This is a genomic window from Streptomyces sp. GD-15H (assembly GCF_045291515.1).
Taxonomy (GTDB): Bacteria; Actinomycetota; Actinomycetes; order Streptomycetales; family Streptomycetaceae; genus Streptomyces.
Window position 1 is genome coordinate 6,228,255 of record NZ_CP149447.1, and the last position, 20,246, is coordinate 6,248,500.

Annotated in this window: 21 protein-coding genes and 3 pseudogenes; 8 read left to right on the forward strand and 16 right to left on the reverse strand. The window is 67.7% G+C overall.

What is annotated here, in order from left to right; all coding sequences use genetic code 11:
* Positions 1–6: 6 nt before the first annotated feature.
* The 3 genes from WJ438_RS29395 to WJ438_RS29405 form a co-directional block, all read right to left on the reverse strand.
* Positions 7–702, reverse strand: a complete 696-nt coding sequence (locus tag WJ438_RS29395) for a TetR/AcrR family transcriptional regulator (RefSeq protein ID WP_406727896.1) — start codon at positions 700–702, stop codon at positions 7–9.
* A gap of 64 nt (positions 703–766) precedes the next feature.
* The gene (locus WJ438_RS29400) at positions 767–2,812 is read right to left on the reverse strand and encodes a hypothetical protein (RefSeq protein ID WP_406727897.1); all 2,046 of its coding nucleotides are present in this window, start codon (positions 2,810–2,812) and stop codon (positions 767–769) included.
* Positions 2,809–3,330, reverse strand: a complete 522-nt coding sequence (locus tag WJ438_RS29405) for a tetratricopeptide repeat protein (RefSeq protein WP_406727898.1) — start codon at positions 3,328–3,330, stop codon at positions 2,809–2,811. Before WJ438_RS29405 ends, WJ438_RS29400 begins: the two co-directional genes overlap by 4 nt.
* A gap of 156 nt (positions 3,331–3,486) precedes the next feature.
* Between WJ438_RS29405 and WJ438_RS29410 the strand changes: the two genes are divergently transcribed.
* Entirely contained in the window at positions 3,487–3,942 is a 456-nt protein-coding gene (locus WJ438_RS29410; RefSeq protein ID WP_406727899.1) for a hypothetical protein, read from the forward strand.
* A gap of 93 nt (positions 3,943–4,035) precedes the next feature.
* On the opposite strand, the gene WJ438_RS29415 is transcribed toward WJ438_RS29410, so the two are convergent.
* The 6 genes and pseudogenes from WJ438_RS29415 to WJ438_RS29440 all read right to left on the reverse strand — a co-directional run bounded on the left by WJ438_RS29415 (position 4,036) and on the right by WJ438_RS29440 (position 9,607).
* Positions 4,036–5,529, reverse strand: a complete 1,494-nt coding sequence (locus WJ438_RS29415) for a DUF1996 domain-containing protein (protein WP_406727900.1) — start codon at positions 5,527–5,529, stop codon at positions 4,036–4,038.
* Between the two features lie 215 nt (positions 5,530–5,744).
* Positions 5,745–6,058, reverse strand: a pseudogene (locus WJ438_RS29420) (DNA-binding response regulator); the annotation flags it as partial.
* Between the two features lie 140 nt (positions 6,059–6,198).
* Positions 6,199–7,218 (reverse strand): annotated as a pseudogene (locus WJ438_RS29425) (NAD-dependent epimerase/dehydratase family protein).
* A gap of 79 nt (positions 7,219–7,297) precedes the next feature.
* Positions 7,298–7,939 (reverse strand): annotated as a pseudogene (locus tag WJ438_RS29430) (winged helix-turn-helix domain-containing protein).
* A gap of 483 nt (positions 7,940–8,422) precedes the next feature.
* The gene (locus WJ438_RS29435; RefSeq protein ID WP_406727901.1) at positions 8,423–9,103 is read right to left on the reverse strand and encodes a hypothetical protein; all 681 of its coding nucleotides are present in this window, start codon (positions 9,101–9,103) and stop codon (positions 8,423–8,425) included.
* A gap of 129 nt (positions 9,104–9,232) precedes the next feature.
* Positions 9,233–9,607, reverse strand: a complete 375-nt coding sequence (locus WJ438_RS29440) for an arsenate reductase family protein (protein ID WP_406727902.1) — start codon at positions 9,605–9,607, stop codon at positions 9,233–9,235.
* Positions 9,608–9,849: 242 nt separating this feature from the next.
* Here WJ438_RS29440 and WJ438_RS29445 point away from each other — a divergent pair, with 242 nt between their 5' ends.
* A complete protein-coding gene (locus tag WJ438_RS29445) occupies positions 9,850–10,164 on the forward strand; it encodes a hypothetical protein (RefSeq protein WP_406727903.1) in 315 nt (104 codons plus the stop codon).
* A 46-nt stretch (positions 10,165–10,210) separates the two neighbouring features.
* Here WJ438_RS29445 and WJ438_RS29450 read toward each other — a convergent pair whose 3' ends face one another.
* The 7 genes from WJ438_RS29450 to WJ438_RS29480 form a co-directional block, all read right to left on the reverse strand.
* Positions 10,211–10,468 carry a hypothetical protein gene (locus WJ438_RS29450; protein ID WP_406727904.1) on the reverse strand — a complete coding sequence of 86 codons (258 nt, stop codon included), beginning with the start codon at positions 10,466–10,468 and terminating at the stop codon, positions 10,211–10,213.
* 319 nt (positions 10,469–10,787) lie between these two features.
* Entirely contained in the window at positions 10,788–11,726 is a 939-nt protein-coding gene (locus tag WJ438_RS29455) for a reverse transcriptase family protein (protein ID WP_406727905.1), read from the reverse strand.
* Between the two features lie 135 nt (positions 11,727–11,861).
* Complete coding sequence (locus tag WJ438_RS29460) at positions 11,862–12,551, reverse strand: hypothetical protein (protein ID WP_406727906.1); 690 nt, start codon at positions 12,549–12,551, stop codon at positions 11,862–11,864.
* A 291-nt stretch (positions 12,552–12,842) separates the two neighbouring features.
* Positions 12,843–14,552, reverse strand: coding sequence for an AIPR family protein (locus tag WJ438_RS29465; protein ID WP_406727907.1), 1,710 nt, complete (start codon positions 14,550–14,552; stop codon positions 12,843–12,845).
* 106 nt (positions 14,553–14,658) lie between these two features.
* A complete protein-coding gene (locus WJ438_RS29470) occupies positions 14,659–15,597 on the reverse strand; it encodes an SUMF1/EgtB/PvdO family nonheme iron enzyme (protein ID WP_406727908.1) in 939 nt (312 codons plus the stop codon).
* 51 nt (positions 15,598–15,648) lie between these two features.
* Entirely contained in the window at positions 15,649–16,434 is a 786-nt protein-coding gene (locus WJ438_RS29475) for an aminotransferase class IV family protein (protein ID WP_406727909.1), read from the reverse strand.
* A 153-nt stretch (positions 16,435–16,587) separates the two neighbouring features.
* Positions 16,588–16,971 carry a GntR family transcriptional regulator gene (locus WJ438_RS29480; protein ID WP_406727910.1) on the reverse strand — a complete coding sequence of 128 codons (384 nt, stop codon included), beginning with the start codon at positions 16,969–16,971 and terminating at the stop codon, positions 16,588–16,590.
* A gap of 656 nt (positions 16,972–17,627) precedes the next feature.
* On the opposite strand from WJ438_RS29480, the gene WJ438_RS29485 reads away from it, so the two are divergent.
* The 6 genes from WJ438_RS29485 to WJ438_RS29510 are packed head-to-tail and all read left to right on the forward strand — an operon-like array spanning position 17,628 to position 20,048.
* Positions 17,628–17,897, forward strand: a complete 270-nt coding sequence (locus WJ438_RS29485) for a DUF6284 family protein (RefSeq protein WP_406727911.1) — start codon at positions 17,628–17,630, stop codon at positions 17,895–17,897.
* Entirely contained in the window at positions 17,894–18,121 is a 228-nt protein-coding gene (locus WJ438_RS29490) for a hypothetical protein (RefSeq protein WP_406727912.1), read from the forward strand. The genes WJ438_RS29485 and WJ438_RS29490 overlap by 4 nt, the downstream gene beginning before the upstream one ends.
* On the forward strand, positions 18,118–19,212 hold the full coding sequence (locus WJ438_RS29495) for a conjugal transfer protein (protein WP_406727913.1): 1,095 nt from the start codon (positions 18,118–18,120) through the stop codon (positions 19,210–19,212). The genes WJ438_RS29490 and WJ438_RS29495 overlap by 4 nt, the downstream gene beginning before the upstream one ends.
* The gene (locus WJ438_RS29500) at positions 19,212–19,556 is read left to right on the forward strand and encodes an RRQRL motif-containing zinc-binding protein (RefSeq protein ID WP_406727914.1); all 345 of its coding nucleotides are present in this window, start codon (positions 19,212–19,214) and stop codon (positions 19,554–19,556) included. The genes WJ438_RS29495 and WJ438_RS29500 overlap by 1 nt, the downstream gene beginning before the upstream one ends.
* Position 19,557: 1 nt before the next feature.
* Positions 19,558–19,875: a hypothetical protein gene (locus WJ438_RS29505; RefSeq protein WP_406727915.1), complete on the forward strand. Its 318-nt coding sequence runs from the start codon at positions 19,558–19,560 to the stop codon at positions 19,873–19,875.
* A complete protein-coding gene (locus WJ438_RS29510) occupies positions 19,869–20,048 on the forward strand; it encodes a pRL2-8 (RefSeq protein WP_406729846.1) in 180 nt (59 codons plus the stop codon). Before WJ438_RS29505 ends, WJ438_RS29510 begins: the two co-directional genes overlap by 7 nt.
* Positions 20,049–20,246: the final 198 nt, after the last annotated feature.

A 20,246-nucleotide genomic window follows, 5' to 3' on the forward strand; every position in this document is an offset into this window, starting at 1 on the left:
ACCCGGTCAGGACGAGGAAGCCAGCGCGATCAGCCGGGTGACCAGGTCGACGAACGGCCCGTCACCCGGCTCGTCCTTGAGCAGGCCGCGCAGCAGCGCGCTCAGCTCCTCGTCGTGCGCCGCGGCGACGGCGGCGAGCGCCGCGAAGTCGTGCACCAGCTGGGCCTCCAGCTCGGCCCGCGGTATACGCCGGCCGTCCAGCCAGATCAGCGCCGTCGACTCGGCGAGCGAGATCCAGGAACGCACCACCAACTCCAGCCGCGCGGGTGGGTCCACCGCGCCCATGTGCGACAGAATCTGTTCGTACGCCCGCTGCCGTACGGAGTTGACCAGCGCGTTGGTGGTCGAGGAGCCGACCGCCGGGCCGCCGCGCATCAGGGCGGAGAAACCCGGCCCGTGCTCGTCGACGAAGTCGAAGTACCGGCCCATCACGCGCAGCAGCCGCGCCCCCAACGGGCCCTCGTGCGGCTCCACGAACCGCGACGCGAGGTCGTCCGAGGCACGCCTCAACGCGGCCTCGTAGAGGCTGAGTTTGCCGGGGAAGTAGTGGTAGACCAGTGGGCGCGAGATACCGGCCGCCGACGCGATCTCGTCGATGGAGACATCGTCGGGCGAGCGGCGGCTGAACAGTTCGAGGGCGACGCCGATCAACTGCTGCCGACGCTCCTCGACTCCCATTCTGCGGCGTACCCCGGTAGTCATACACACAGCCTACCGATCGATTCCGGACTCGAGCGGTTCGGACCGGGCGGCGGTGATCATGGTGTTAGCGGAGCCCGGTGATCGAGCCCCCGTCCTCCAGGGTGCCCTCAAGGTCGGCCTGAGCGCCCTGTTCGGCCTCGACGGTCAGCAGGTTGCCCCGCACGGTGCCCTCGACACCGCCCGTCGCGGTGACGGACGTCGTGTCGCGGCTGCCGGCGGCCAGTAGGTACCAGGCGCCCGCCGGGGACTTCCACAGCACCCCGGCCAGCACCCGCGGCTCACGCGCCCCGCACTGCGGGACGTCCTCGGCCTTGGCCACCACCGTCCCGAACGGCCCGCCCGGCGTGTGGAACTGCGCCAGCACCCGGGCGCCACCGCCCCGCCAGGTCTCGGCCCGTGTGCACGCCCAGTCCGCCGAACCTCCCCCGCCGTCCGGCAGCGGCTGCTCGGCGAACGCCCACGCGTTCACGCTCCGTACGCCCGCCGAACGCACCGAGGCCAGTGAGCACGCGAACGGCGCCCAGGTACGCAACGCCTCGGCGCCGGAGGCCTCACCGGCGGCCCCGGGCCGTCCCGCGGTCAGCCGGGCCGGGACCAGCTCGGCGAGGTCGGTCACCAGCCGGGTGCCGGCCTCGTCGGTCAGCTCCAGCACGTTCCACGAGGTGCACGGGCCGGCCCTCAGGGCCGGGCCGGCCAGCGGCGGGGTGACGCCGTCGGTGAGCGTGAGGTCCGTCGCGTCGGCGTCGGGCTCGCGAAGGTCCCGCCGACGGGTCTCGCGCACCCAAGGGGCCGTCAGGTAGCGGACGTTGCCGTCGGTCCGGCTCAGCACCACCGCACTCGCCCCGGCCCTGCCCGCGCCGTCGACCCGGGCGAAGTCGAGGGCGGCGCCCCGGGTGCCGTCCTCGGGCTCGGCGTACCTGGCGATGCGCAGACCGTCGTGGAGGATCACCACGCGCGCGTTGTCGACCGTCCCCGCGTACAGCAGCTGGGGCGGTCCGGCCAGGCCGCCGGACGGGGTGCCCGGCGTCGTCGACACCTGGACCCGCTCGCCGGGCCGGGTCCACACGGCGAGGGCGCGGCGCAGCAGGTCCGCGTCGCCGGTCAGGTCGCCGCGGGCGGGCCACACGGAGAAGTCGGTGCGCGCGGAGGTCTTCCAGGCAGCGTGGGAGACCCGGGTCAGCTTCGCCGGGTCCAGAGCGGCCTGCGCGGCCGGGTTCCGCGCGTACGGCGGCGCGGCGGCACCGTCGGGCCCCCAGCCGTCACCCGGCGGCCCGAGCAGCGCGCCGCAGACGACGAACGCGGCCCCGGCGGCCAGTGCGGCCTTCAGATGCCGGCGGCGCCGCAGCAGATCGGTGGGCCGGGCCTGGAGCGAGCAGGGGTCGAACGCGGGAGAGCCGAGCAGTTGGTACTCGGCCGGCACCCCGTCGGCCTCGCGCAGCGCGGCGGCCGCGTCGGCGACGCCCGCGTCGGTGAGCACCTTGCGTACGTCGCCGTCCGCGAGCCGCTCGAGACCCCGCAGCACGTAGGCGGCACGGGCCGGCCCGGACAGGGCGGACAGCCGCTGGTCCAGGGCGAGTTCGTCGGCGCCACCGGACCGCGGGTGCAGCCGCAGGCCCCACACCTGGGGCAGCGGCGGCGGCAGCGGCGCCCGCCTGCGCCACCTCGGCCACACCCCGCGCCCGAGCGACCCGCCCGCCCGCAACGCCGTACGCACCACCTGGAGCCGGACCAGTGCGTACCCGGGGTCGCCGTCCCGCCCGGCGGAGGGGGCGGACTGCGGGGCCTGGGCGGACTGGGCGGCCTGGGCGGGGATCACGGGCGCCGCGGTGCGGCCACGGGGCAGCGCGCGCTGGGCCAGAGCGTGCGCGGTCAGCACCCGCCGGCTCCGGCCCGGACCCGTCGGCAGCAGCAGGTAGGCGAGCCGGACGAGCCGGGGGTAGTGCTCGGCGAGCGCGGCCTCGGCCTGTTCGACATCGACGACCGGGTGGTCGGGGAAGAGTGCGCGGGGCGCTGGGCGGCATGCGGTGACTGCACGTCCAGCAGAACGAGCGAATCGGTCGATGGTCACCTGGCTGCGGAGCGTCGCCGTCCGGCCCGGGCGGGCCCTCATCGGCCGGACTGCTCCTCCCCATCGACCAGCGACCGGGCGTAGGCGGCCATCGAGCGCTGGTACCGCGGCAGATGAGGGGCGAGAGCTCCGAGGACCAGAGACAGCCCCTCGCGGTCCCGGCCGAGGCTCGACAGGCACAATGCGAGACAGGCCCGTACGGCGTCGTCCAACTCATCCGAGAAAGCGTCCAGTTCGGGCGTCAGGAGCTGCACTCCCTCCTTCGCCCGGCCGATGTTCCGCAGGGAACTGGCCAGTTGGATCTTTGCCCGGCGCGCCTTGTATCCGCTGAGGTCGGCGAGTCCGCCCTCCAGTGCCTGCCGGTAGAGCGGAACCGCATTGTCCGAGCGTCCCGTCGAGTCCCAGGCGCAGGCCCGCTCGAACGGCCCGAGCGGACTGCCGTCGGGCAGCTCGGCGGCGAGCGCGTCGATCACAGCGCGGAAGGCGGGCGCCTCGTCCTCCGCGTAGTCGTCGAACGTCGCCCAGGCGGCGGCCACGCGAGCTTCCCAGTCCCTGTTCACCGGGCCACCCTCGCACGCGGCCGCGCTCCGACGCACCCGAGATCGAAGATTCCGGCGCCCGGGATTGAGCAGTCCGGACGCCGGAGCCGTATCGAAGGCGGAGAGCCCCCCGCCGGGGCTCCGTGCGGCATGTCGCCGGAAGGACCGGAGGAACTCATGAGGCTGACCCGACCGATGCTCGCGCTGACCGGCGCGGTGGCGGTACTGGCGCTGGCGGGCTGTGGGTCCGGCGGTGCGGGCGGTGACGGGAAGAGCGAGGTGCCGGAAACGGCCACCGGCAGCCTGGAGCACCTGGCCGCCGAAGCGAAGTGCGAGCCGGACATGCAGACCGACGCCGACACGATCCGCCAGGCCATCTGCAAGACGGGCAAGGAGCAATACGTCCTCGCCACCTTCGCCACCGACCGCGGCCAGCGCGAGTGGATCAACACGGCCAAGGACTACGGCGGTTTCTACCTCGTCGGCCGCAAGTGGGTCGCCGTCGGTGAGGAGAGCGTGCTCGACGGCCTGCGCGGCCGGCTCGGCGGCGACGTGGAGGAGGGCATCGACCACAGCAGCATGGACCACGGCGGCGGTGCGCACGCGTCCGGTCACGCCGGGCACGGGGGCTGAACGAGCGCACCGGGCACACCGGACACCCGAGAGGGGGGCCGGTGGCGGGAATCCCGCCACCGGCCCTCCTCTTTCAGTGGGCGACCGAGTGGACTACGTGCAGTTCTTGCCCTGGTTGAGGCACTTGACCACCTTGTTCATCAGGCTCTCGTCCATGACGTTGATGAAGTCGTTGTGGTCGGTGATCGGCTTGTGCAGCTGCTCCGGGAAACTGTCCACGGCGTACGGGTTCTTCACCTGACCGTTCTCGATGGTCGGGGTGGGAACGTCGTACACCAGGCGGACCTGGAGCTGCGGGATGGCCTTGAAGCCGTTCGGGCAGTTGCCGTCCGCCCCGGCGAACGCCACGTGGGCACGGTGGTTGGCGCTGTCGATGTTCTGCCCGTCCCAGCAGCTCTGGAAGTTGGACGTGCGCACCACCTGGCTGCCCTCGGGGCACAGCACGTACTTGTCCGTGGCCTGCCGGTCCTCGAAGCCGGTGCAGCTGTACGACGTGTTGGCGTTCGTGAGGCCGTTGGTGAACGCCTTGGCGTCACCGGTGATGATGCGCAGGAACTTCGGCATCGCGACGACCTTGCTCCGCTTGTTGCCGACGAACCGGAGCTCCGCCTGACTGGCCTTCAGGATCTTGCCGACGTTGCCCTCGGCGCCGCCGCCCTGGTCGTTGGCGTCGAACTCCTGTGTGCCGTCCTGCACACGCAGCACCGGCCAGAAGTACGAGGACTTGTCGCCCTGGTTCTGGCAGCTGGTGTCGGCGTTGCCCAGGTCGTCGTCGCCGGCGAACGCGGTGTTGCTCTGGTTGCCGACATAGTCGTGCATGTGGTGGGCACCGTTCCCGACACCGGGGGCCACGATGACGTTGTCGCTGTTGAACAGGTTGTTCTCGTTGACACCGCACTTCGTGGTGAAGGTACCCCTGGAGCCGGATCTCCCGTTGGCGGCCAGACCGTTCGGCAGGTTGCGCGAGTTCGGCTGGACGTCGTTGATGTCGACGAAGTCGTCGGCGAACGGGCCCGCGGCGCCGTTGCCGTTGTCGTTCGGGTCCTGCCCGTCGCCCTGGTCCTGGCCGTCGCCGCTCTGGCCGTCGCCGTTCTGGCCGTCGTTCGGCTGCGGCTGGTCGGCGGGGCGGCCGGAGCAGGAGGCGAGTCCGTCCAGGTTTCCGGGTGCCTGGCCGCCCGCGCGGTTGATCTCCAACTTGATCCGGTCGAGGAGCACCTTACGCCGGTCCTTGAGCGGACCCAGAATGGCATTCTGGACGTACTGCGCGTCCCCGGCCTGCGCCTGGCGCGTGGTGATCAGGCGCAGGTAGGCGTCGGTGATCTGCTGGTCCATCGAGGCCAGTTCACCGTCGACCTCACCGCGGGCCCGGCCCGGCACGTTGGAGAGCTGCTGGCCGACGTCCGGGCAGTCGATCGTGGCGACCTGCGCCGCGGTCGACTTCGTCCGGTTCTGCGACGGGTCCGACTCGTGAGCCGAAGCGTAGAAGTTCGCCCAGACCAGCCCGCCCCCACCGAGCGCTAGGGCCGCCGATGCGGCCACGGCTTTGGCGGCCAACGGCATACGGCGTTTTCTTGTATTGCGTCCCATGGAACTCCTCTGACCTTCCTTGCGGGGCATCCCATTGCGGGGCATCGAGGCGCCCGACAGGAGTGAAGCGGCTCCCTTGAGTACGGGAGCCGCCCCACGGGTGTTCACCCGTCCCGGGAATTGATGAGAAGTTCGTACGGCACTCTGGTTTCAACGCCCCCTGAAGTAGAGGGAGTTGCTGATCGCGAACGCCGGGTGAGAGCGCGGGTCCGGTTTCACCGGCCCTGGTCGGGATACGCGAGAACCACCGGCACGCGACGGTTGTCGTCGTCCGGGACCGCCACTCCCGGTTCGGCGAAGATGTGCGCGGTGTGCTTGGCGACGGCCCGTTCCGTCACCACCGGCCTGCCGGCGATCGCCGGGTGGGAGCGCCCCTGCGCCCTCAGCTCCAGCACCTCCCCTCCCGGGGGTCAGCCGCGCCGGCGGCGATCGTCGCCCGACCGCCGCCGGCAACTGCTGGATCACCCAGCAACTGCTGGATCACCAGCGGATCCATCACCGTGCTCCCGCAGTGCGGCCTTCGCGAGGCCCTTCGCACGCCCGGTGCCGCTCTTCGTGTCGATGGTCATGACGCAAAGTCTGTCCGAGCACCGACACCCGGCTCACCGGCCCGACCCCCCTCGGGCACGGGGTGGTGCTACGTGCACCAGGGCGGACGCCGGGCCTGCCCTACAGCTCGCCCCGGCCTCCCTCCGCCGCGAGTACCCTCGCCTCCACCTCCGGGTCGAGCCCCTTGGACGTCCGGTCCGGACGCTGGGGTGCCGTTCCGCCGATGGCTCGCAGCCAGCGCCAGGTGTCGGCCACGGTCTCGACGACGGGACGGCAGCGCAGCCCCGTCGCGACCGCCCGGGAGACGTCCGCGGAGTGCAGGGCGTCGTGCAGTTCGCTGTCCGGCGGCACCCACACCGGCAGCTGCGTCCACGGTTCGATGCCGGCCTCCAGGATTACCTCCGGCGCGGTCCACCGCAGCTCGGCCGCGCCCCCGGTCACCTCCGCGCACGCTTCCAGCAGCGAGCCGATCGTGGCGTGCCCCTGCGGGCCGATCAGGTTGTACGGCCCGCTCAGCTCCTGCTCCGCAGCCCCGAGGATCCACTCGGCGAGGTCGCGGACGTCGATGTACTGGACGGGCAGGTCGCGCGGCCCCGGAGCGAGGACCGGGCCGCCGCGTGCCATCCGGTTCAGCCATCAGGGCAGCCGGCCGACGTTCTCGTACGGCCCGAGGATCAGCCCCGCCCGTACCAGCACCGACCGGTCCGCGCCGAAGGCGTCCACGGCGGTCAGTTCGCCACCCCGCTTGTCCTGCGGGTACTCGGTGTGGTCGGCGTCCGCGCAGGCGTCCGCCACCACGGGCGCCCGCTCGGTGTACCCGGCGGGCGCGGGCCACTCGTACACCGAGCGGCTCGACACGTACACGTACCGTCCGGCGCGGCCCCGCAGCAGCCGGGCCGTGTCCCGGACGGCGCGCGGGGCGGCCGACCAGGTGTCGACGACGACATCCCACTCACCGGCCGCCTCGTCGAGGGCGGCCAGGCCGTCGACGGCGGTCCGGTCGCCCAGCAGCGACCGGACGCCCGGCGGGGCCTCGTGCCGCCCCCGGTGGAAGACGGTCACCTCCCAGCCCCGCCCGAGCGCCGCCTCCACGACGGCCCGCCCCGCGAACTCCGTACCACCCAGCATCAGAAGCCTCATACCGTCCGACTCTGCCGGGTCGGGCGGGCCGGGGGAACGGGGTCTGCTGAGGGCAGAGCAGAGCGGGGACAGGCCGCCCTCAGGGGGCGTACTCGTAGCCCACCCGGCGCACGGTCTGGATCCTGCTGCGGTGCTCGGCGCCCAGCTTGCGGCGCAGCCGGGCGACGTGGACGTCGACGGTGCGACCGTCGCCCACATGGCCGTGGCCCCACACGGTGGTGACCAGGTGGTCGCGGGTGTGCACCCGGTCCGGGTGCGCCACGAGATGGGCGAGCAGCTCGAACTCCAGTCAGGTGAGGTCGAGTTGCCGCCCGTCCACCTCGGCGGTGCGCCGCACGGTGTCGACCCGGATCAGCTCGTCGGCCTCAGGGGCCGCGGCGGGGGCGGACGACGGGTCGGGGTCCGATACCGCGGCCGGGAACGGCGGCTGTCGGTCGGCGGGGACCAGCACCAGGTAGCCGACCATGGGCGGGCGTCCGGGCGGGACGGGCAGGGTGTGCTGCGGTGCGGGCAGCCAAGTGGCTCCCGGAGGGAGCAGGTCCGCGACCGTGACGACCCCGTCCGGGGCGACGGCCCGCAGTCGGTGGCGGGGACGACCGTTCACTGGGGCGGTACGGGGCGCGTTGAGCGCGGCGGGTGAGGAGGATGCCGAGGCCACCGAGGTCACGGAGTTCGCAGCGTGCGCGGAGTTCGCGGGGGAGAGGGAACGAGTGGTCGCCATGAGGGGTCGGCTCCTTCGCGCGAAGGGTTCGTCGAGAAGACTCGACAGCCACGAGTTCGTGGTCGGGCTGGTCGAGGACGTACGCGGTTCGCGCCGACGGAAGGCCGGGAGGTACGGCGTCAGAGGGCCGGCGCGGTCGTCGCGCGGCAACACCCCCGGTCGAAGTCGTCGTGCTGACGGGAGGGCCAGAAGGGCTCGAGGTCCTGACGACCTGTCGCGACGAGCTCCCGGAAACCGTCCATGCCCTCATTGCAGCAGACTGAGGCCCTCAGCAGGAGCCCCGGTGCACAGCGTGGACCGTGGGGGCGTGTCGACGGGCCCTCGCCCCCGAACGCAGGGAGCCCTTCCCCGCTCTCGACGGCGGCCGAGCGGGGAAGGGCTCCCGTCACACCCCGAAGCGGCGACCCGGGTCGGGGCGGCATCGTGGCACGCCCCGCCCCCCGAACCGGGTCTGCGCCCCAAGGGGCTTGTGAGGGCCCGAGGTCAGCCCACCTTCTCGATGAGCGCCCGGCGGATCAGGAACCTGCCGGGCTCCCGGACCTGCTCGAAGGCCGCGTTGTTGAGCAGGGCGCAACTGCCGGACACCCCGGTGACCTCCACGGTCGTGGACTTGTTGTTGTCCAGGTTGGTGACCTTCAGCTTGGTTCCGGCCGGGAACTGGTTGCTGGACGCAGCCGGGGCGCCGTCCTCACCGGAGAGGGTGACCGTGGAGCCGTTGCACACCTGCTCGCCGGAGGCCGCCGCGCCGTCGCCGCCCGGGTTCTGCGCGGCGTCGTCCCCGCCGGCCTGCTCACCGGGCGCGGGCTGCGCGGGCTGCTCCGGCTGCGCGGTTGGGGAGTCCTGAGCCGACTCCCCAACCGTGCACCCGGACGCCCTCTGCTTGAGCTCGATCTCGGCGATGACCGCTTCGCGGTTGGCGATCCGCGCCTCGGACTGCGCATCGGGATCGGCCCGTTGCCCCTCGATGAACTTCTGGTTGTTGCCGAGCGCCGTGGCGAGACCCTGGCAGACGCTCGAATCGGCCGCCGACTTGGTGGTGGGCGCCGCCGTCTGGGAGGCGTTCGACGTGGTCGCCATGACGAAGGCACCGCCTCCGGCCACCGTCGCGGCGCTCAGCAGCAACGCGAGCCTCTTCCTGGGGCCGAGAGTTCTCCTGCGCGGCATGCGCGCCTCCTGAAGCGGTAGGGGAACGTACGCCGCTATGTACGAGATGCCGAACGAAGTTACTCAGCGGTCCGGCCGACTCCCCGAAGTGGCCTGCGTCACGCACAGGCCGCCGTCACGTGTCGGGAATCAGGAATCAGGCGTCCCGCGGGACAGGGCGTCCCGTACCGCCTCCTCGGTGCGGGCCACGACCGCCGTGCCGTCCTCGGCCGTGATGATCGGGCGCTGGATCAGCTTGGGGTGCTCGGTGAGCGCCGCGATCCAGCGCTCGCGGGAACCGGCGTCCCGCGGCCACTCCTTGAGCCCGAGCTCCTTGGCGGCCGCCTCCCCGGTGCGGGTGATGTCCCACGGCTCCAGCCCCAGCCGCTCCAGCACCTCACGGATCTCGCCTTGACTCGGCACGTCCTCCAGGTAACGGCGGACGGTGTAGTCGGCGCCCTCGGCGTCCAGCAGGGTGAGGGCGCTGCGGCACTTGGAACAGGCCGGATTGATCCAGATCTCCATGCCGCCCACCGTACGCCCCACGCTCCCGCCAAGCCGTTGTTCGAATTCCCCCTCACCCTCAGCGGCACCTTCCGAACCGGGCGTTCCGCAGCCGGAATCCCCTTCTTCACCTGGGCGTTCGACGATCTCTCCAGGTTCCCCGGATGTCAGTGCCGGGCAGTAAACTGGAAGCAGTGTTCGAGGGTGTCGCCGAGATCGGCGTGGATCTCGGTGGGTGCCCCGACCGCGACAGGAGGATGCCTGTGCCCGCTGCCGCACTCAAGCCGAAGCCCCTGCCCACCCAGCCCACCGCGAAGCGTCCCGTCCTGCTCGAAACGCCCTGCGCGCCCGTCGAGAAGCGGCCGCTGCCGCCGGGCCGCCCGCGGGAGTGGTACGTCACGCACAACCGCCGGCTCAAGGCGATGCGGCTCGCCATCGCCCTGCTCGACTCCGGCGTCTACCTGCCCGACCAGGCACCCAACGAGAAGATACGCAGCACGGCGGAACTGATCGGCGTCCACCCGCCGTCGGGCACGACCTGCCACATGGTCCGAGCTCTCATGCGCTACAACCGCTGAAGCGGTACCGGGCCCGGGTGCTCCTCGTGGGCGCCCGGACCCGTGATCAGTACGGGCGGAAGTCGATGTAACCGAGGAAAACGATCACCGCGGCGACACAGCCGAGGACCACGGCCGTGGACACCCATGACGACGAGCCGCGGGACGCCCTGTGCTCCGGCTCACCGCGGAACGGGACCGGGCCGGGCGGATTGTCCTTCCAGCGCGCGGCGAGCATCCGGGCGCGGGCCGACGGCTCCTTGTGCTCGGCCGTGTCCGCCCACTTGATGTCGAACTCGCGCTCCTCGTCGTCCCTCTCGGGCATCCCCGTGAACCTCTCTCGAACAACAGTGTCAGCTCCCATCATCCCTCCCGGAGCCCGACGGGAAAAGCACGTTCCGGACACACGACGGCGCCCCTGCTTCCGGTCTTCTCCTGGAAGACCGGAAGCAGGGGCGCCGTACCACTGTGACGCGGCGCGTCAGTGGATCACACGTCGAAGAAGTGATGATGCAGCGCCGCTACCTCGTGGCCCTGTTCAGGGGGCCGCTGTGACCAGCGAGGACGCTGTCGTTGTTCGTCGTTGTTGGTAGTCGTTGGCCACCCTCGGACGGCCCACAGACGGCCCGGTGATGGGTGCAGACCTAGAGGAGATCGTATATATCCTCATCCGGCTCCGGAACCAGGTCATCGAATGCCCGCAGTAGTGGGTAACCTACGTCTGGCTCGACTGCGGCGATATAGCATGCCCAGCCCAACAGACGAGGCCGAAGCATCACCTCGCCCGCGCCGCCGAACTCTTTCATATAGGTGTAGTAACCGAATTTGGATATCACGTGCAAGATCCATCGCATCTTACGCTTTACCTGACGCGGGATCCGCGGCCCGCCCGATTCGCCGACGTACAAGCCGGTGACGTATTGTGGACCACCGCGGCGCATGAAAGCGGTTTTGCGCGTGTTTACCGACCAGCCAGCGTCGTCGAGGATTTGAGCGATATCCACTGAATGGCGGTCAGTGACATCGCCAGAGAATGTGAGATCGTCCACATAACGCGTAAACGACAAGCCCTCTGACTGTGCATACTCGGCGAGGGACCGGTCTGTGTTCAGGAAGGCCAAATTAGACAAGAGGGGTGAAGTGCTAAGTCCGATTGGTAGCTTGCCGCCGATAGTGACGAGATTGACGGCAATGTCCGCGGCCTTCTCTTCGTAACCTTGCTCTCGCAACGTAGTCTTTATTGTTGCGGCGTCAATTGACGGAAAGAAATCCTCAAGATCCATGCGCAAAACGCACGGTTTTGCTAGGTGCTGACTGGCATTGCTGATCGTAGAACGTCCGCGAACAAATCCGTGAACATGATTGGGCGGATCATACGAGAACAGGTGTAGAAAGCTTCGATGCAAATTCTTGCTAATGGCATCGAAGGGTCGCCTCGGATTAAATACTTCTCGTATTCCGCCGTGCTTCTTGCGGTATATCCGCTGATCGTAGAACCGTCCGGCACCCGCAGGAAGAGCCAAGGATAGCGCTTCTAGAATTTCGACCGATACGCCGGCTTGCTCCGCCAGGTCATCAACCAAGTATGGCACTGCCCCCCCTGTGATGGGACAAAGCGAGGTAGGGTCGCACTCCCATGCAAGGACTATCATGCAACGCACGCGAACTCGCGCACAACGTTGACCGCGACCCTACCTCGCGCGCGATCCTATCATACTTCAATGAAGTGGGTCCTTCCGGCTAGAGATGCGACCGTGCTCGAATGAATAGAGCATGGAAATGGACGGCTCAATCTCGCGGAATCCCCTATAGGCCCAGTCTTTCGGTTTTGTGGTGCAGTCCGCTTGGATCCATCTACTTACTGCTGCCATGACATAGTCGATGATGGCCGTAGACATGTAGTCGCTCTTGGCGACCATTGTGATATTCAACTGCGGCAATGGTGCGGCTTTGCCGATCGTTTTGTAGGCCTGCTTGGCGACGTTACCGGGAAGTCGGCGAATAATTGCCGCCATGCCTTCGCTCTGCTCTATGTAGCAAAGCAACTCGGATTCGCGGCGATGACGGATCAATAGATCACTCAGCAATTTCACATACATGGACTCGATCGCCCCGGATTCCGTGTCGCTAGGGACACCTGTTCGATCGGTTACGACCATGTATGACCGAAAGAAGATGGTCCGCATGAGCTCTAAAAATGGACTGGAGACTTCTAGCGGATCGGTCGAACTGTGAAAACCGTTCTTGCGAAATTCTTCGAAGCTGGGAAGGCCGGCCAGGCTACTCTTCGCAGATAGCCTTTTATGCAAATCCCGAATCTTTTCCTCTATGTCATCTGCATCTTCACCCAGTTCAACCGCGCCGACGATCAGCGGCTGGGAGGTATTTCCGTTTCCTGACTCGTCCATAAATAGCTTCATCGCAAAGAGCCTTTCGTGAGGCCTGCCGCAAGGCCGCCAAGCCGTCCGCGTCGTCGCGCTGGTATCGACAGCCGCGGGAGTTGCACCTTCATCGGATACGGGACAACCCCTAGTTCTACCGGCTGGGTTTCCTGCCTGGGCTACAAGCCCATGGCCGTGCCTGGCGAGTGTCCCGGGAGGCGCCCAAGGCTGATCCAGTGTGCTGACGTTGCCGTCAGATTCTGCCGTCACGACTTCTTCGTCTGTTCAACGCCAACAGCGTTGGACACGCGATGCATACTATGCCTGCTCTCCGTCGACTTGCGCCCGAGTCAACAAGTATTCGCTGAACCTTTGAGCCTTTGTCGCTCGCTCTAGGATTACGCCCTCACGCTCAAGATATACCGCCGACCAAGTCTTGAGCTTCTCAAAAAGATCCTTGATTTGCCCCTCGTTGATTCCTGCATTCTTGCGCGCAAGGGAGCGGAGCATTTGCGGCCGCCGAATAGGGCCCCCATTCAACTGTTCCACAATCAGCATGGACAGGTGAAACTTGAGGTTGCTCTTCTGTGAAACGTTCGCTTCTGCAGCTTCGGACAGGAGGAAGTTATCCACCTGACGTTGCAGCTTGGCAGCCCAAAGATAGATCTCGAGATCGATGGACGAGTTGAATACTGAACGGTAGTCATCGTCATTCTTTAGGAGCGATGAAGGTTTACCGCGCGATTTATCAGGTCGGGCCAACCCCATTCCGGTAATACTCGCTCCGACGAATTGAATGCTCACGATCTTCGCAGGATCCTTGCCGTCATTCTTGTAAAATCCTTTCCTTCTGTCGTAGTACCATCCTTGAGTTAGAAAGTATTCCTCGATGTTTCGCTGAACCTCATCTGTTGCGCGAAGGGAAGCGTCCGTGATCGCCGTCTGGCGATTTGTTGCCCTGATTACCAAATCTCGCGTTGCTGCGTCATCTGTGACGATGATGCGGACCAGTAGCATGCGCTCTTCTGCCTCCGCTGCATCGCCACCTCGGAGTGAATTGAAGATCTCGTGACTTGTCTGCAGTCCATTTACGATTTGGATGTTGGACAGCGAGTAGGTCTTAGCTGTACTCGTGGCTTCACTGCAAATCAGTGTGACGCCGTTGTTTAGCCACCAAAACTCTGGGCTATCGGATGACGTCAAGGACTGCCGGATCTCCTGATTTACCGAGACGTTCCCCTGGTAATCTCTAACGTTCCACTCAAAAAGGTGCCTACGTAGGCGTCCGTTCTCGTCAACGATTAGATTGTAATAATCTTTCAGTTTCACAAGGGCGACATGAGATTTGCCGCTCGTGGCACTTTCCTGGTAATTCATGGCAAAGGTGTAAGGTGGGCGTTCGTTATACCTTGCCAGTAGCTCCTTATCGCCAAGCAGTTCTACAGAAACTTTCCGTGCATCCGGGACTGCCGATTGAATCACATGCCTCAGGGCGTTTAGTTTCGCCTCGAATTGGGGGGTGATGTTCCGTGAGTCGCCAGGAGCTGCGTACACTACATTCACGCTGATGCGCGGCCTACGGGTAAGCAGTTTCTCCCACGCGTCTCGAAATATTCCGAAGCGCACAAGTACTGTGGAGTTGTACAAAGACGACAAAGAATCAAGAGGTTGTGAGAGGTCCAACAGGCGACGCAGCGTGTTTTCAAGCTTCTCTGCCACCTCCTCGGCGAAGCTTGGGGTTCGCTTGGCTTGAACTACCCATAGTTCCAGATTCCTGTCCTGCCCGAATTCGGTTGGGCGGCTTTTCTGTGCGACAACGTCAGAATCTTCGTCCAGTAGGGCGTCGTCAAAGAAAACATAGACTGCATCAATCGCGCCATCTTGGCCCCCTCCCACGATCCCTGCTTCGATTTCTTCGATTCCAAGCCCAAACGGCCTCAGCGCTAGCTCGGATGCGAAAATTTCAAAAGCAGTTCCTCCGTCAACGGTGGGAAGGTTGTCTTCCGTCCATGCGTCGAAGATTCGCATGATTAGAGTCTGAGCATTACTGGGCATCTTTGGCATGTAGCACCTCGGGGAGAAAGTAATTTTTCTGGAGAAGATGTCATTCAGAGGTCTTTTGGCCCATGTGCCCTCACCTCTTCCCGGGTGTCATCTGTCCCGGCGTCGCCACGCAACGGAACCCGGTGTCATCGTCGTGCATCGTGTCGTTGGCATCATTGGGAACGGCCGGGATCCCGCGGAACAAAGGGCTCGTGAAGGCGCTACCGCGGAGCTCGTAGCGACCGGGCTCGGTCGCTGTCACAAGCCACTCCCACACGTTGCCTACCATGTCGTAAACCCCGTAGGGCGATACGCCGCTGTGGTATCGAGAGACGGACGTTGTGCGCTCCACGCCGGTCTCTCGGACGTTGCATTTTGCGGCAGTCTTCTGGTCTCCCCACGGGAAGGTGCGGCCGGCGGTGCCCCGTGCTGCCTTCTCCCACTGTTCGGCTGTCGGTAACGACTTCCCTGCCCACGTCGCGTACGCATTTGCGTCTCGCCATGTCACGTGCACAACGGGGTGGTCGTACAATGCACGCGGACATCGGCCGTTCTCCCAGTGCTCAGGCACGGGGTGTCGAGTGGCCGCGCAGAACCGCGCGTAGTCGGCGTTGGTTATCGGGAAGGTGTCGATGTGGAATTCATCCACCCACACCGGTTCGTCGTCCTCCCCCGACAGGAAGATTCCTTCCGGGACGTGCGCCATGAGTTTTCCATCACCGGGATGTTTCACGTACTCGCCGCTGCTCGTCTGTTCTTCATCGGGTTCGATGAGCGCTTGAGTAGGGACATCGTCCACCGCGAGGATGCCGACAAAACGACCCTGAGCATCCCGGTCAGCCTTGGCGAGCAGGGTGTCCAAGGCCGCTTGATTCACCATGCGCAGAGTGGCCTGTTCGCCGTCTGCCTCCCACCGGGAGACGATGCGATCGGACACCCCGAGCTTCTCAGCGAACTCCATGAGGCTCATCCGTACGGCTTCACGCAGCGCCTTAACTTCACGTCCGGTCCATTTTGTAACAAGTGGCATGGGCTACCTCTGTCGTGTGCTGCCGCCCCTGGTAGGGGCGGCAGCACGTGTCTACAGACGCTCGCCGGGGATGCCGGCGTAGGCGTCACGCAGTGCGGCGAGCACGGGGTGGTCCTGCGGGAACTGCACGTCATCGAGTGCGCTGATAGAACGCACGCCGATCGTCGTGTTCGTGGCGAATGCGGCTGCCATGTTCGGGACGTCGGCGAGCCGCACCGGAGCGGTGATCTGCTTCGGAGCGTCGAGGCTCTGGAGCAGCAGCATCGTCGTGCCGGGCAGCACGGGGGCGTCCGGCCAGATGACCGTCCCGCCCTGGTCGACGAAGCCAAGGTTCCAGGTGCCGCCCTCGGAAATCCGACCGTCCGGCTCGATGAATGCGGCGTCGTCGAACCCGGCGAGCTGGGCATCACGGCGAAGCCTGAGCTGAGGGTGAAGGCCGATGTGCTTCACCTCCGCGCTGTCGCGGGTGAAGGTGAAGGTCTTGGCCGTGAGGGGCGGAGGCGGCATGGCGCCTGCAGGCCGCAAGTTCACCAGGATGTGCGGGTCTTTGGCGTCGCTGGGGCGCCCCATGTCGAGCGCAGGATCGAAGACGGTGACGCGGAGGCCAGCAACCCCAGTGACACCCTGGGCTGCCTTGCGGATGTAGTTCAGCGTCCGCTCTCGGTCCAAATCGACGCCGAAGACGATGCGGCAGTCCCGCACCAAACGGTCCAGATGGAGCGACAGGCCCCGGACGGTGCCGTCCTCCATCCGCATTGACGTGAAGTGCCCGTAGTTCGTGAGGGCGAGGCCCTGGAGGTCGTCGAGGGTGACGGGTTTTCCGTTTAGTTCGGCCATACGACCAGTCTCGCAGCCGGTCAGGCTGCGCCAACACCCCCTTGAGGGCTGAAAGTTCGGATTAGTTCGGTGCGAGAGCGGCGGGAGTACGTACTCACGGCGCGCCCGCCGGGACACTCTGAGTGCATGAAGAAAAACGCACCGCGAGAGACGCTAGGCGCCGGGCTTCCCCTCAGCGGAACCCATGGCCGCTTCAAGCTGCCTGACGCGCTCGACGAGGCCAGCCAGTTCGGTCGAGACGCGCGTGACCTCAGCTTGCAGGTCGGTCAGGCGTTGGGCCGCCTCACGGGGCCCCTGCTCGCCAGGGGCGGTCTCGCGGACGTAGGTGCCACTCCCTGCGACACCTTCCACCAGCCCCTCGTCCCGGAGCTGCATGTAGGCGTTCTGCACGGTCATCAGGGATACGCCGAGCTTTTTGGCGTAGGCCCGGCCACCGGGGAGACGGTCCCCAGGGCCGAACGTCCCTGCGGCAATCTCATCTCGGATTCTGGCGGCGATTTCCCGGGCGTTGGGCTTCCTCGTCGGCTGTGAGTCCACCCCAAAAGCGTACTTGACCTAGGTCGTTTGGAATCAGACTGCGTAGCACTTGACGCCCCACAAGTGACCTAGGTAGCTTTCATATCAACGGCAAGTGACCTAGGTCGTTCTGCTTCTTGGGTGCTTTGACCTGGGAAGTTGCCCGGTCTCGACGTGTCCGCCAGCGGACGCGGAGGGCTCAGCACGACTGCACGAATGCACAGGGCGGGGACGCTGCAATCCCGCTAAAGGCCAGGTAGGACGCAATGGGCTTCGGCCCGACTGGCGAGGTGGCCCGGCGACCGCGAGCAACGGCCGGAGGGTGGGGACGAGGTCCCCCTTGCAGTGCTTGATCCCTGTTGACCGATAGAGAGAGGAGCCCCCGATGAGGCAGTTAAGTACCTGGGCGCCGCCGGTGCTGGACCGGCACTGACGGCCATGCCCTTCGCGTCTCCCTGCTCCGCCACGACAGCGCACCGGGACAGCCGGTGAGTCGCGGAGTCCAGGCCACCCGCGCGGCGGATGCCGCGGCCGGTTGCCTCCCCGTCCGTCCGGCCTCGCGCCGTACGGACGGGGCGGGGGAGCTGGATCTCCCGGTTCTAACGGCGTGCGGCCCCGGTGGTAGGACACCGGGGCCGCTGTGTTGAGCCGTTCCTGTCTGAGAGGAACACGACCCAATGAGCCACATCGTCACTGTTCAGGACGCCGTTACCGCGTTCGCCGACTTCATGGAGCCGACGAACGCCGAACTGGACGCGCTCGAGCGGGAGATGCCCGTCATCCTGGCGGACGTCGACCTGATCGACGCGCACATCGTCACCCTGGACCGCATGCCGACCGAGCTGGACGCGCGCCGCATCCGCCGGGCCCGCCGCCGGGCGCTGGCCGCGCGGGTCGCGCTGGTCAACCGCACCACGGGCGCGACCCTGCCGGGGGGTGCCGCATGAGGGGCCGCTTCGACCTCGCGCCGCGCGACCGGTGCCACGTGGAGGCTGCCCGCCGGGCCCTGGCCGACGCGGCAACCGTGAACCTGCTGGACGAGACCGCCATGGCCTACACGATCGGCCGGCTCGAGGTCGCCCTGGAGCGGCTGATCGGCCTGGTCGACGCGACCGCCCCCGGCCCGACGGACATCGCCGGGCCGGACGCTCCCGCCGGGGGTGCGGCATGAGCACCCCGACCCGCACCCGCCTGACCCGGGCACAGAAGATCGTGCTGAGCATCGCGTTCCTGCCGATGCTGGCCACCGGGGTGGCCGGCGGCATCGGCACCTACAGCAACATCAGCCACGCCTACGGCGCCGGCACCGCGCTGGGGGCGGTGGCGGCCGGTGAGGGCGCCACCGCCGTGCTCGCCCTGGTGCTGCTCGGGCTGACCATGCTCGGGCAGTCCTCCCCCTGGCCGGTCCGGGTCGGGCTGTGGGCGCTGCCGGCCGCCGCCGCGGTGATGGCCGCCATGGCCGGCCCCGACCCCGGCCGCACCGTGATCTACGCGGTGACCCCGATGGGCATGTGCGCCTCCGCCGAGGGCATGGCGTTCCTGGCCCGGCGCATCGTGGTGCACACCGACGGCCGCGACGCGGAGGCCGAGGCCCGCGCCGCCGCGGTGGTGCGGGAGCTGGCCTATCACCGGGCGGTGGCCGCCAACCACCCCGACGAGAAGACCCGGGGGAAGTCGGAGCGGACCTCGTGGAGGCTGGCCCGCCGGGTCGGCCACGGTGACCACTCCCTCGGGATCCGGCTGCTCGATGTCCAGCGGGCTCGGGTCACCGCCGGCGCCGACGCGGCGCTGGGATCGATGTTTTCCGCCCCGGGTGCGAATGCGGAGGAATCGGCCGAGACCGAGGCGAAACGGTCTATGGCTGACCTGCCGGAATCGACCCCGGGCCCGATCACGGTGTCGGTGGTGCGGGTGCCCGATCCGGTGCCGGTCGACTGCATCAAGTCGGCCCTGCCGGTCAAGCCGTTCCCGGCGGTCGAGTCGGCTCCCCTCGCCTCGATCGAGCGGCGCGCGGTGGCCGCCGAGTCGGCCCGCCCGCGCCGGGCCACCGGCCGGATTCCGCAGGCGGCGAAGTCGACCCGTCCGAAGCGGACCCCGGCTCAACTGCTGGCCGAGGCGCGCACGGTGACGGCCGATTGGCCGGACAAGCGGGTGACCGCCGAGGGCATCCGCCGCACGCTGCGGACGTCGCCGGTGAACGCGCGGACGCTGCGGGACACGATCCTGGGCGAACGCGCCGCGGCTGCTGCCGAGGTGGCGTGATGGGGGCGCTGCCGGTGTTCCGGTGGCGGCTGGCCCCGGACGGCTACGCCACCCGCCGCCAACTTCGTGCCCAGGGTCTGCGGCCCGGTGGTCAGGAGGTGGCGGCGCAGCTGGAGCGGTCACGCCGCCGGGGCCCGCTGGTCGCCCACCTCTACCGCATCGACCTGGCCAAGCCGGTGAGGCCGATGACGCCCGGCAGGTGGGCGGCACTCGCCGCAGCGAACCGCGCACGGCGCACCTGCCCGGTCTGCCGGCGCGATGCCGGCTACGTCATCCCCGCCGCGCTCGGCACCTGCGTGCCCTGCGCCTACCCCGACCCCTGCGACTCCCCAAGGAGTGCCTGACATGGGCAAGCCCGACACCCGCCGCCTGGACCGCGAGATCCACCAGGCCACCCGCAAGCTGGACGCCGTCCGCCGGCGCGAGCTGTGGCCGCTGGACGGCCGCGAGCGCCGCGCCGTCGCCGGTGCCGCCGTCACCGGCGGCTACCGGCTGCACCGGGGCGAGAGCACCGGCCGCGCCGAACACACCATGGACACCGCCTGGACCGCCGCCGAGACCCGGCTCATCGCCGAGATCACCGCCCTGCAGACCGAGCGGCAGCGCATCGTCACCGAGGCCGCCCGCGACAAGGCCACCAAGAAGTCGTCGGGGTGGTGGTGACCGTGCCCGCCACCAAGACGCCGCCGGGTGAGTGCCCGCAGTGCTGGCAGCACGCCCACGACCGGCGCATCCACCGCAAGCTCAAGCCGCGTGAGGACTGCCCGCAGTGCGTGGACCACATGGTCAACGGCTGCCCGTACCTCGTGCCCAAGAAGTTGTCGGGGTGGTGGTGAGCGTGCCGCGTACCGCCGGCAGGGCTACGCCCGCCCTGATTTCGCACTTTCACTGCCCGGACTGCGGGCCGCTGGTGTGCGGCGTGACCCGGGCCGTCTGCGGCCAGGTGATCCCCGCTCCGGTCGTCGGTGACGGCCCGGAACGCAAGTGCCCGGCCTGTAAGGCGGCACTGCGCGCCCACAAGAACGGCCACCGCC